13 protein-coding genes are annotated in these 11,819 nt (G+C 58.8%); 3 read left to right on the forward strand and 10 right to left on the reverse strand.

Going from position 1 to position 11,819, the window contains the following annotated elements:
* The first annotated feature begins 47 nt into the window (after positions 1-47).
* From GS636_RS00225 to GS636_RS00235, 3 genes are read left to right on the forward strand one after another with little or no spacing between them, the layout of a single operon-like run.
* The gene (locus GS636_RS00225) at positions 48-761 is read left to right on the forward strand and encodes an ABC transporter permease (protein ID WP_171182801.1); all 714 of its coding nucleotides are present in this window, start codon (positions 48-50) and stop codon (positions 759-761) included.
* The gene (locus GS636_RS00230) at positions 754-1,488 is read left to right on the forward strand and encodes an ATP-binding cassette domain-containing protein (protein WP_171089498.1); all 735 of its coding nucleotides are present in this window, start codon (positions 754-756) and stop codon (positions 1,486-1,488) included. The genes GS636_RS00225 and GS636_RS00230 overlap by 8 nt, the downstream gene beginning before the upstream one ends.
* A 20-nt stretch (positions 1,489-1,508) precedes the next feature.
* Entirely contained in the window at positions 1,509-2,324 is an 816-nt protein-coding gene (locus GS636_RS00235) for a substrate-binding domain-containing protein (RefSeq protein ID WP_171668050.1), read from the forward strand.
* A gap of 64 nt (positions 2,325-2,388) precedes the next feature.
* On the opposite strand, the gene GS636_RS00240 is transcribed toward GS636_RS00235, so the two are convergent.
* The 10 genes from GS636_RS00240 to GS636_RS00280 form a co-directional block, all read right to left on the reverse strand.
* On the reverse strand, positions 2,389-3,261 hold the full coding sequence (locus GS636_RS00240) for a helix-turn-helix transcriptional regulator (protein ID WP_171668051.1): 873 nt from the start codon (positions 3,259-3,261) through the stop codon (positions 2,389-2,391).
* Positions 3,262-3,387: a hypothetical protein gene (locus tag GS636_RS22785; RefSeq protein ID WP_256367925.1), complete on the reverse strand. Its 126-nt coding sequence runs from the start codon at positions 3,385-3,387 to the stop codon at positions 3,262-3,264. It lies immediately after the preceding gene.
* A gap of 13 nt (positions 3,388-3,400) precedes the next feature.
* Positions 3,401-4,663, reverse strand: a complete 1,263-nt coding sequence (locus tag GS636_RS00245; RefSeq protein WP_171668052.1) for a c-type cytochrome — start codon at positions 4,661-4,663, stop codon at positions 3,401-3,403.
* Complete coding sequence (locus tag GS636_RS00250) at positions 4,664-5,872, reverse strand: formate dehydrogenase subunit gamma (RefSeq protein ID WP_171668053.1); 1,209 nt, start codon at positions 5,870-5,872, stop codon at positions 4,664-4,666.
* Between the two features lie 75 nt (positions 5,873-5,947).
* Positions 5,948-6,544: a formate dehydrogenase FDH3 subunit beta gene (gene fdh3B, locus GS636_RS00255; RefSeq protein ID WP_039530246.1), complete on the reverse strand. Its 597-nt coding sequence runs from the start codon at positions 6,542-6,544 to the stop codon at positions 5,948-5,950.
* Between the two features lie 16 nt (positions 6,545-6,560).
* Positions 6,561-9,455 carry a formate dehydrogenase subunit alpha gene (locus tag GS636_RS00260; RefSeq protein WP_171668054.1) on the reverse strand — a complete coding sequence of 965 codons (2,895 nt, stop codon included), beginning with the start codon at positions 9,453-9,455 and terminating at the stop codon, positions 6,561-6,563.
* A gap of 133 nt (positions 9,456-9,588) precedes the next feature.
* Positions 9,589-9,777, reverse strand: coding sequence for a ubiquinol-cytochrome c reductase iron-sulfur subunit N-terminal domain-containing protein (locus GS636_RS00265; RefSeq protein ID WP_170376587.1), 189 nt, complete (start codon positions 9,775-9,777; stop codon positions 9,589-9,591).
* Positions 9,778-9,835: 58 nt separating this feature from the next.
* The gene (locus GS636_RS00270; protein WP_171089511.1) at positions 9,836-10,447 is read right to left on the reverse strand and encodes a molecular chaperone; all 612 of its coding nucleotides are present in this window, start codon (positions 10,445-10,447) and stop codon (positions 9,836-9,838) included.
* A 3-nt stretch (positions 10,448-10,450) separates the two neighbouring features.
* Positions 10,451-11,047, reverse strand: coding sequence for a DUF3306 domain-containing protein (locus GS636_RS00275; protein WP_171668055.1), 597 nt, complete (start codon positions 11,045-11,047; stop codon positions 10,451-10,453).
* A complete protein-coding gene (locus tag GS636_RS00280) occupies positions 11,044-11,598 on the reverse strand; it encodes a DUF3305 domain-containing protein (RefSeq protein ID WP_171668056.1) in 555 nt (184 codons plus the stop codon). Before GS636_RS00280 ends, GS636_RS00275 begins: the two co-directional genes overlap by 4 nt.
* Between the last annotated feature and the right edge of the window lie 221 nt (positions 11,599-11,819).

Genomic DNA, 11,819 nt, shown 5'->3' on the forward strand with positions numbered 1-11,819 from the left:
CTGTAAATGAACGCATTTCATACAAAATGCACGCTTTCAGGAATAAAATGCAGGGATTTGCATCAGAATTCAGTTCAGCCATCGCTCTGATCTTTCAAGGAGACTCAGAGCTTTGGGCAATTGTGCTTCTGTCCCTGAAAGTTTCCATGTTTGCGGTGCTGATTTCAGCGCTGATTGGTATGCCGGTTGGGGCTGCCCTGGCCGTGGCCCGGTTTCCCGGACGGCGGGTTCTGATCGTTTTGATGAATGCCCTGATGGGGTTTCCGCCGGTCGTTGTGGGGTTGCTGGTTTACCTTATGCTGTCGCGTTCAGGGCCTCTGGGCGTTCTGGAACTTTTGTATACACCAACTGCGATGATCATCGCTCAGGTGGTTCTGGTTACCCCGATCGTTGCGGCATTGACGCGGCAGGTGATCGAGATGCTGGCCGAAGAGTATTCCGAGCAGCTTCGATCCCTTGGTGTGTCACGGCTGGCATCCGTTCCGGTTTTACTGTGGGATGCGCGGTTGGCTTTGGTCACAGCTTTGCTGGCTGGGTTTGGACGCGCCATTGCCGAAGTGGGGGCGGTGATCATCGTCGGTGGCAACATCAATCATGTGACACGCGTGATGACAACAACCATCGCGCTGGAAACCTCGAAAGGAAATCTGGCGCTTGCGTTGGCGTTGGGCGCAATTCTGATCGGGATTGCCGTGGCCGTGAATGCAATGGTCAGCGCCGTAAGCCTGAGGGCCGAGCAGGAGGGGTTACGCCATGCGTGATGTCATCTGCGATATGGTGAACCGCATTGAGGTTGAAGACCTTCAAATCCGCAACAAGGGCCGTGCGTTGCTGGATGTGCCTTCATTGGTTCTGGATGGTCCGGGCCCAACCCTTATTCTTGGCCCAAACGGTGCGGGCAAAAGCCTTTTGCTGCGCTGCCTGCATGGTTTGATCGCACCTGACCACGGCCGTGTGGTGCAGGATGGACAGCCGCTGAGCGCTGCGCAAAAGGCGCGTCAGGCTATGGTATTCCAACACCCGGTTTTGCTGCGCCGCTCTGTGTCCGGCAATCTGGACTTTGTTCTAAAACGCCAGGGGCTGGGGCGGGCGGTCCGAAAGACCCGTATCGCTGAATTGCTGGTCGAAGGTGGGCTTGACGGCAAGGCGCGTCAGCCTGCGCGGTCGTTGTCGGGTGGCGAGGCACAAAGGCTTGCGGTCCTGCGTGCGCTGGCGTTGGAGCCCGACACGTTGTTTCTGGACGAGCCCACCAGCGCGCTTGATCCGGCTGCAACGCAGATGATCGAGCGGATGGTGCTGCGCGCCTCGGCGCGTGGGGTGCGGATCGTGATGGTGACGCATGACATCGGGCAGGCGCGACGGTTGGCATCGGATGTGGTCATGATGCAAGGCGGGCATGTGGTAGAGCATGGCGCTGCAAAACAGGTGTTGGACGCACCGGAAAGCGACGCATCGCGTCGCTATCTGGCAGGCGGGTTGGTTACTTAAAAAGAAAATCGGAGAAAATGATGTTCCGGGCAGTTATTCGGGCAGCAGCAGTGGCATTTGGCATAACGGCGGGGGCGGTTTCGGCGGAAACACCGTTCATAGTGGTGCAATCGACGACCTCGACACAAAACTCTGGACTGCTGGAGCATATTTTACCGTGGTTCGAAGCCGAATCCGGCATAGACGTGCGTGTCGTCGCGGTGGGAACAGGTCAGGCTATTCGCAATGCGATCAACGGGGACGGTGACGTGCTGCTGGTCCATTCCAAGCCGGCGGAAGAGAAGTTTGTTGCCGATGGCTGGGGCGTTGAACGCAAAGACTTGATGTATAACGATTTTGTTCTGGTTGGCCCGAATTCTGATCCGGCCGGAATTCGTGGTGGTACGGATATTCTGGCTGCTCTGACTGAGATCGCAGAGGTTGAAGCGCCCTTCGTATCGCGTGGAGACGACAGTGGGACGCACAAGGCTGAGATGGGCCATTGGTCGGATGCTGGCGTTGATCCTACGGGCGCCTCGGGAACGTGGTATCGCGAAACCGGCTCGGGCATGGGCGCAACCTTAAGCGTGGCCAGCGGAATGGACGCCTATACGCTGACAGACCGGGCCACGTGGTTGTCCTTTGGGAACCGAGGCAATCTTGAAGTATTGGTCGAGGGCGATCCGCGCCTGTTCAATCAGTACGGTGTCATTCTTGTTAACCCTGAAAAGCACCAACATGTGCGGGAGGCATCCGGTCAACGCTTTATCGACTGGTTGACGGGTCCGGACGGGCAGGAGGCGATCGCGTCCTTCAGGCTAGAAGGACAGCAGGTGTTTTTTCCCAATGCCCAGTAAATTGGCCTGCGGCCAACCCTTGCGGGGCGAGTATTTTTGAAAAGATGAAGCGGTGGGCGGGGGATCAGCCGCTGGCACCATTGTGGTGGATCGTACCGAGGCCCGACAGGTCATAACCGCCGAATTCTCGGGCTCGTTGTGTGAAATGATCCGAGCGTAGCAGTGTCATCAGCTTTTGCATTGGCGGATCGAAAAAAGATCTGCGCCAGATCGCCAGATCCAGCCGCTCGGAATGGGTGGGGACAAAGCCAAGGTTGTACAGCCCGGCCAAGGCACCCAGTCCAAAGCCAGCCTCGGCCTTTTGATCGTGCAGCGCTATGGCCAGTTCTTCTTCGGTGCGGGCGCAACCGGGGAAAACGTCCAAGTCTTCGCGATTTAGCCCATGTGCCTCAAGTTGCGCCTCAAACAGGCGCTGGCTGGCTGCACTGTCCTGACGCAGGATGACGCGTCTGGATCTGAGGTCTTGGAACGATTTGATGTCCGATATGCCCGGAGCAAGCAGTAATCCCCGTTCCCGTCGGGCGATTTCACAGAGAACGACCGGGGCTTCTCCCAAGGCGTCGCGCAGGGATTTGGTGTTGAACCCACCGTCTTCGTGGATGTGCAATACCGCGGCCTGCGCAGTGCGGTCGCTCAGCCGCGTCAATCCATCGAAAGAGCCATCATAGTAGGTGGCAAGCCCTGATCCGCTTTCGCGCAGCGCCCAGTCCAGCAGCGGGTCGTGACTGCCAGCAACAATCGGGGGCAGGGGCGGTTCAGCCACCTGCGGACCGGACCGCGAGGCGTTGAGCCAGGCGATGATTTCGGTCCTTGGGAACAGCAGTTTGCCCATGGCGCGCACGCAGGGCACCTCGCCGGATGAGGCGAGATCATAGGCTTTCCGCTCGCCAATGCGCAGCAGATCGGCCAGTTCTCGGGTGGTCAGGTATTGAGACATTCAGTCGAGGCGCACCGCTGGACCTGACGTGGTATCAGCAGCACTGAACCCGAACCGATCCAGTGTGGATGGGGCTGCGACTGTAATCACGACCATCGCGGCAACTGCGGCAAAAAAGGCTTTCATAGTCTCCTCCGGTTCAGTTCTGGTCGTCCGTCGCGCGGCGCAGGAAGGCGATCAGGTCGTCCCGGTCCTGCTGTTCTGCAATTCGTTGCATCGGCATCTTCGACCCCGGAATGTAATGATCCGGCCCCTCATCGAAAAGGGCATTTATTGTTTGTTCATTCCAAACAATATCAGAGTCTTGCAGCGTATCCGAGTATAAATATTCGGGCAGCGATCCGGCGGGTCGGCCAAAGATACCGTGCAGCGTCGGCCCAGCTCGGCGTTCGCTGTCGGGTGTCAGGCTGTGGCAGATCGAGCATTTGCGGGCGAATTGACGCTCTCCGTTTTCCATTTCGTCGGGATCTTTCAGAAAACTGGGCTCAGACGAGGCCATTTGCTGTTGATCCGACAGGTCACCCACAGGCCAGCTGTACATGGCCGCGTCTATGCCACCGGCATGGATGTTCTGACCATCATCAGAGAATGACAGCGCCCAGACCGGTCCGCGCAGCGTTGCGCGAAAATCCTGCGTGATGCGCCATTCGGTTGTGTCGATCATCATGATATAGCCTTCACCGTCGCCGACGGCCAAAAGGCTTCGGTCCGGGCTGAGTGCAAGGGCCAGGATTGGGCGGCGATCCAGAGTAAAGTCGCGTTCTTCACCGGTTGTCAGATCGAGGATTCGCGTCACCCCGTCCACCGCGCCATAGGCGATCCAGTTGTCCTGCGCATTAAAGATCAATTCGTTGATGCCAAAGCCGTGCTCAACCAGCCGGTCCGTTTCTTCGCCGGTTGCGACATCCCACACGCGTAAGGACCCATCGACGCCAGCGGAAAAAAGCTTTGATCCATCCGGTGAAAAAGTGACCGCATTCACGCCGCTGCCCGTGGGGCCGAACAGGTCGGGGGTGGTGCCGTCAATGGGCCAAATACCGATTGTGCCGTCCCAACTGGCCGTCGCGACATGCGTTTTGGACGCGGCCACGGAAACGATCTTGCCTTTGTGCTGACCGACGATCTCTCCGCCCGGCCAACGGCGCAGGGTGAAGTCATCTCCGGCGGAATAGATGGCTGTACCGTTGAAAACGACCGCGTTCACGGCGGCTTCGTGTCCTTCTAGCCATTGGGGTGTCTGGTCCGACCATAGCCCGACAGAATTGTCGAAACTGGCTGTTGCGATCCGACCGTCTGGCGCGGTGGCAATTCCCATGATCGGCCCGCCATGGCCTTTGAGCGTGAAGAACTCCGCCCATGCGGGCAGGGGGGTCAACGCACAGGCAAGGATCAGCCAGCGCATCTATTCGGCGGGTGAGGCCGCTGCCTTGCCAGCCTCTTTTTCCTGCACCTCTTCCAGCCACAACGAGTGGTGTTCGCGCGCCCATTGTTCTTCGACTTCGCCCGAACCCATGGCGTCAAACGCGCCCTCCATCCCGACTGAGCCGAGGTAGATATGCGCGATAATGATGGCGATGAAGACATAAGCGACCATCACGTGCCAGACTTGGGCATATTGCATCTCTTCCTGAGGCGACATTTGCACGGGCAGGTTCAGACCAAGCGCTTGTGGAATGCCGGTGGCATTGGCAACCGAGAAGGTCTTGGCGAACATCGGCAATTCAAACGGAAACAACAGCGAAAGGCCGGACAGGCTGATCGAGACGCCCAGCAATATGCAGGCCCAAAAGATGATCTTTTGCCCTGCGTTGAACTTCTTGGCGGGCGGGTGGCTGTTTTTGCTGAACAAGCCTCCTCCGGCTGCCAGCCATTTCAGGTCGGTGCGGTTGGGGATGTTATGGGCAATCCAGTTCACCGAGATGATGATCAGCCCCAACATGAAGGCCCATGCCAGATTGTTGTGCAGCCATTTGCAGCCTTGCGCGATGGTTGCGAAACCTTCCTTGCCGAAGATCGGGATCAAGAAGTCGCGGCCATAGAGCGTTAGCAGGCCGGTGATCGCAAGCACGACGAATGATCCTGCAAACAGCCAATGACCGAAGCGTTCAAAACTGGTGAAGCGCAGGACGGTACGGCCGGTCTTTTCTCCGTCGATGCGAATCTTGCCTCGGATCAGAAAAAACAGAACGATGATGGCCAGCATTCCTGCGATGATGTAACCGCCATATTCGCGTAACGGCCCTGTGCGGAATTCCCACCACCACATGCCGCCATCTTGGATCAGTACACTGTCAGCAGGTCCGCGCGAGGATACGGTCACGTCGGCCGAGCCAAAGCGCAGCGCGCGGTACACGTCACTGTCCGACGATACTCCGCTGGGTCCAAACTGGCCCAGCAGACCTTCGACATTGCCCTGGCCGGTGTTTTCCGAGCGAAAACTGTTATCTACCTTCTCTCCACGCTGACGCGCGAGAATATCCTCAAGTGTGGTCGCACCACCGGTCGAGGCGCGCTCATTCGTGGTGGCGGGTGCCTCAGCCTCGTTGGTTTGCGCGACGGTGGCCTGTGCCAGCCCAATGGTGAACAGCAGTGCGATGAGTAAGCGGAACATCTGAACCTCGGTCAAAATCCCTGATCAGGCGACCCACGGATGCAGGTCGCCTGTTTGGTTCATGAAAAAGCGGTCTTAGCCGTCTTTCTGGTCGTAGGCGGTGCCCCAACCCCACGCGCCCGAGCCGAACCCGCGCGCAACGACGCGCTCGCGGTAGATGGCCGAGACCACGTCGCCGTCACCGGCGAGCAGGGCTTTGGTGGAACACATCTCGGCGCAGATGGGCAGTTTGCCCTCGGCGATCCGGTTGCGACCATATTTTGCGAACTCTGCGGTCGAGTGCGTTTCCTCGGGGCCGCCGGCGCAGAAGGTACATTTGTCCATCTTGCCGCGCGATCCGAAGTTGCCCGCCTGCGGGTATTGCGGCGCGCCGAAGGGGCACGCGTAGAAGCAATAACCACAGCCAATGCACAGGTCCTTGGAGTGCAGGACAACCCCTTCTTCGTTCTGATAGAAGCAGTCGACCGGGCACACCGCCATGCAGGGCGCATCCGAGCAATGCATACAGGCCACCGAAATCGAGCGTTCGCCCGGGTCACCGTCATTGATCGTCACCACCCTGCGGCGGTTCACGCCCCACGGCACCTCGTGTTCGTTCTTACACGCGGTGACGCAGGCATTGCACTCGATGCAGCGTTCGGCGTCGCAGAGAAACTTTGCTCTTGCTGCCATGTTCTCTTCTCCTCCCTTACGCTGACCAGATTTTGCAGAGAGTCGCTTTGGTCTCTTGCATCTGGGTCACGGAATCATAGCCATAGGTCTGGGCGGTGTTGGTACTTTCACCCAGCACATAGGGGTCGGCGCCTTTCGGGTATTTCTCCCTCAGGTCTTCACCCTGGAAATGGCCACCAAAGTGGAACGGCATGAAGGCCACGCCGGCACCGACCCTGTTGGTCAGCATCGCCATCACCTTGACCTTGCCACCTTCAGGACCTTCGACCCAGACCTGTGATCCGTCACGAATACCAAGGTTGTTGGCATCGCGCGGATTGATCTCGACGAACATGTCCTGTTGAAGCTCGGCCAGCCACGGGTTCGACCGTGTCTCATCGCCGCCGCCTTCATATTCGACCAGACGACCTGAAGTGAGGATTATCGGGTAATCCTTTGAAAAGTCGTTCTTTTGGATCGAAGCATAAAGGGTGGGTAGGCGATAGGCTTGCCGGTCTTCGTAGGTCGGATAGTCCTCCACCAGATCGCGCCGGTTGGTATAGAGCGGCTCGCGATGCAGTGGGATCGGATCCGGGAAGGTCCAGACAACCGCGCGGGCTTTGGCGTTCCCGAAGGGCGCACAGCCATGCTCGATCGCGACCCGCTGGATACCGCCGGACAGGTCGGTCTTCCAGTTGGTCTCTGGCCCCGCAACGGCGTCGATGGCCGCGCGTTCCTCAGCCGTCAGATCACCGTCCCAGCCAAGATCCATCAGCATTTGCATCGTGAATTCAGGGTATCCATCCTGAATTTCCGATCCAACGCTATAGACCCCTTCGGCCAGCAGGTTGTCGCCATCGCGTTCCACGCCAAAGCGCGCGCGGAAGGTCAGGCCACCTTCGGCCACCGGTTTGGACATGTCATAAAGGTTTGGTGTTCCCGTATGACCCATCTCCGGTGTTCCCCAGCAGGGCCAGGGCAGACCGTAATATTCGCCATCGTTGGGTCCACCAATGGCTTGCAGCGTGGTTCTGTCGAACGTGTGCTGGTTGGCCATATGGCTTTTCAAACGCTCTGGCGACTGACCGGTATATCCGATGGTCCAGAGACCCGCGTTGAATTCACGTGTGATGCTTTCAACATTGGGGGTTTCCGGATCGTCCATCTCGATATTGCGGAACAATCGATCCGCCCAGCCAAACTTGTTGGCGAACTTGGCCATGATGACCTCGTCCGGCAGGCTTTCGAACAACGGTTCTACCACCTTGTCGCGCCATTGTAGCGACCGATTCGAGGCCGTGACCGAGCCACGGGTTTCGAACTGTGTACAGGCGGGAAGCAGGTAGACGCCATCGGTGCGGTCATGCAGCACGGCCGAGACGGTGGGATACGGGTCGATCACGACCAGCATGTCCAGCTTCTCCATCGCCGTCTTCATTTCCGTCATCCGGGTCTGCGAGTTGGGCGCGTGGCCCCACAGAACCATGGCGCGGACATTGTTGTCCTGATCCATGTTGGCCGGGTCTTCCAGAACACCATCAATCCAGCGAGAGACCGGGATGCCGCGCTCGTTCTGAAGCGGTTTATCCTTGCCTTCCTTGTCCTTGATCGTGGCGAACTGGCCTGCCAGCCATTCGGGATCTTCACCCCAGACACGGGCCCAGTGACCCCATGCACCCTTCGACAAGCCGTAATAGCCAGGCAGGGTGTGGGACAAAACACCAAGGTCCGTCGCGCCCTGCACGTTGTCATGGCCGCGGAAGATGTTGGTGCCACCACCCGAAGTGCCCATGTTGCCCAAAGCAAGCTGGAGCACGCAGTAAGCGCGGGTGTTGTTGTTGCCGTTGGTGTGCTGCGTACCACCCATACACCAGATCACGGTGCCGGGGCGGTTGTTGACCATCGTACGGGCAACGCGCTTGAGCTGCGAGCCGGGCACGCCGGTTACACGCTCGGTCTCTTCCGGGTTCCAGTTGGCAACTTCGGTGCGGATCTGGTCCATCCCCCAGACACGGGTGCGGATGAATTCTTTGTCCTCCCAACCGTTGTCGAAGATGTGCCACAGGATACCCCAGATCAGCGCAACGTCTGTGCCGGGACGGAACCGCACATATTCATCCGCATGCGCCGCGGTGCGCGTAAAGCGCGGGTCGCAGACGATCAGCGGTGCGTTATTCTGCTCTTTCGCGCGCAGAACATGCAGCAGCGAGACAGGGTGCGCCTCGGCCGGGTTGCCGCCGATGATGAAGATGGCCCGTGAGTTATGGATGTCGTTATACGAATTGGTCATGGCGCCGTAGCCCCATGTATTCGCAACACCTGCAACAGTGGTGGAGTGGCAGATACGGGCCTGATGGTCCACATTGTTCGTGCCCCAGTAGGCGGCGAACTTGCGGAACAGATAGGCCTGTTCGTTATTGTGCTTGGCGGAGCCCAGCCAGTACACGCTGTCCGGCCCGGATTCCTGACGGATGTTCATCATGCCGTCGCCGATCTCGTCGATCGCCTGTTCCCAGCTGATGCGCTTCCACTCGCCGCCTTCCTTTTTCATCGGATACTTGAGGCGACGCTCGCCATGGGCATGCTCGCGGACCGAGGCCCCCTTGGCGCAGTGCGCACCCAGGTTGAACGGGCTGTCCCAGCCGGGTTCTTGCCCGACCCAGACACCGTTCTGAACTTCGGCCACGACAGTACAGCCGACCGAACAGTGGGTGCATACGGATTTGATATTTTCAACGGCGGTGTTGGCCGCTGTTTGGGCGCTGGCAGGCGTCACGGTTCCACCCGTAGCGCTGATCGCGGCAAGGCCGCCGATCGTCAGGCCCGAGCCACGCAGGAATGCGCGGCGATCGACGGTTTTCTCGCCGACCTGGGACAGGATACTTGTCCGCTGGGGGCGTCTCGCAACCCCGTTGGTCTTTTTCCTAAGCATTTCTTTCCTCCCTTGCTGGCCATGAGGATCACGGCTGGCTTGGTAACTGCGAAACCGACGTCAGGGCCAATCGCAACCGTCAGTCGGGTAAGTGACATCGTCCGGCTGGTGCGCCGGGCGCAGTCGTGGCGGCTTAGAAGCGCGCGCTTTCCAGATAGGCGCGGGTATGCGCTGTATCTTGCATGCGGGTCTCGTCCGTCGGCAGCTCGGCTGCTTCGGCTTGACCGCTCAGGCTGGCGGCGGCAACGGCAGCAGGCGCTGCGGTTCCGGCCAGTTTCAGGAAGTCGCGGCGGGTTGCGCCTTCTTCCTTGGTCTTGCTCATGGGCTTCTCCTCTCCCATTTGCGATCTAGCGCCACTTCAGGCGCTGGCGAGTGGCGGGTTATGCCGCCGTCATTCGGAAGGCCTCGCGTTCGATTTCCATGAACACCCGACCGGCGGTGCCGACCGAGGCATAGAGAACCGACGCTTCGGCGGCTTCCAAATCCGAATAGAAATGTGCGGCCCAGGGGCCGATATGTTTGTTCCAGAACGTTTTCTGGTCTTCTAACGTCGCCGGCGATCCGAAACGGCCAACGATCATGCCCGCCATCATCTCCATCAGTGAGGCAACGTTGTCTTCGGGTTCAAAAACGTTCTGCGCACGGGTGATCCCGCGTACAGCCATATCATTGCGCAATTGCGCCAAAGGTTTTTCGTTCAGGAACCCGGTCAGATAAAAACTGGCGTAAGGCAGCAACTCACCACGTCCCAAGCCAATGAACAGCGCGTTGAACTCGCGCTCGGCAGCAGCAGGTTTGGTGACCTTGGCGACGCGTGCCATAGCCTGAATGGCCTCGCCCAGATCGGTGTCATCTCCGCTTAGGCCGGCCATCTGGTCCAAAAGCAACTGATCTGGCGGGCCAGCCAGAAGCAGGCCCAGAAAGTTGTAGAAATCCGCGCGCAGCCGATCCTCGGCTGAGATATCCATATTTTGCGCGTTGCTTGCGGTCATTCGTTATCCTTCGAATTCAAATCTCATGCGGCGCGGGGCCGGGGGCATTTCGATTTCGTCCTCAACCTCGGTTTCTGCTTCTGTCTCTGCCAGGACCGCCTCTTGAACAGGGGGAGTATCACTCGGGGGCTCTGCATTTGTCACCGGATCAGGTGTAGGCTCATCTTCAAGGGCGAACTCATCCTCAGGAGGGTCTTCAGCCGCCGCCAGGGCTTCGACATGGGCCAGCATACCCTTGCCAACCTGATACGCTGTTTGGAGGTTCTCGATCACACAGGCCGCGTCTGTGTAGTCCTCACCATAGTCGACCAGCCCGTCGACGTTGGCCAAAACTGGGTTCAGTCGCCACAAGCGCCGCAAGGCACGGCGGCGCAGCCGGTCGGGTACAGCTTTGGCCATGAAACCCGATACATCATCTCCGGGCTGCAATGTGTCCGGGTCCGGCAGATCAAACTCGGCCAATAGCTCAGCATCGCTTTTTTCCTCAAGTTCAGCGTGCTGTGCAGCGATGGCCTGTTCTTCAGCCGCGACAACTTCAGCCTCGGCTTCAGCCTGCACGGCTGCCTTGCGTCGGGACCAGAAGTCGCGGACCTGGGTCATTGCACAACCCTCCGCGGTGCGCGGTAGACATCCGAGGTTTGCCTGATCCGTGGATCGCCTTTGCCGTCCTCTATCAGATCGGTACGCTTTTTGTCCCGCCGACGCTTGATGAACACCTCGTCTTTATGATGCTGAAGGGTGAAATCCCGCACCCAGGCAATCAAGCCTTCGGTCATGGGGATTTTCTCGACAATTTCCTCGCCGGTGTCCGCATAGTCCTGCCCTTCGAATGGTGAGGCAGTGATGAGAACCGCGTTCAACGGAACGTCGCCCTGCAATTCGTCGCGCAACACCAGATAGAGAGAAGGCAGGCCGTCTGACAGATTGACCATGTAGGCTTCGGTCTCATCCGCCCAAAGTGTCAGGGGCAGGGTGGCTGCGTGGTATTCAACCGCATCGCCTTCACGACGCAATTCTTGCCAATCAGCAGGGCCAGCGCCGGGCAATACAGCGACTGCACGCCAGTTCCAACGGGCCCAACGCGTGACCCCGGGCGTTTTGCGTACGATGACGCCAACTGGCATTTCAATCTGGCTTGCGGCCTTGGCCACTGGCTCCTCCCCGAAAGGCTCTCCCCTGCCTTTGCATGAACACTATGGTACACAATTTGTGTTTGTGCCAAGCCTGCGCTTTAGTACTTTGGTCGTAGGTTTGGGTCGCAACTGCGTGATTGAGGCCAAAAACACTTTTGTTTCCATCGATTTTAGGTCCGAATGCAGGCTGGCAAACGGTTCGCGACAGGGGGTTGAAGTTGCCGGGCCCTGCGTACAGC

This window comes from Ruegeria sp. HKCCD4884 (genome assembly GCF_013110855.1).
In the GTDB taxonomy this organism is placed as follows: Bacteria; Pseudomonadota; Alphaproteobacteria; order Rhodobacterales; family Rhodobacteraceae; genus Ruegeria.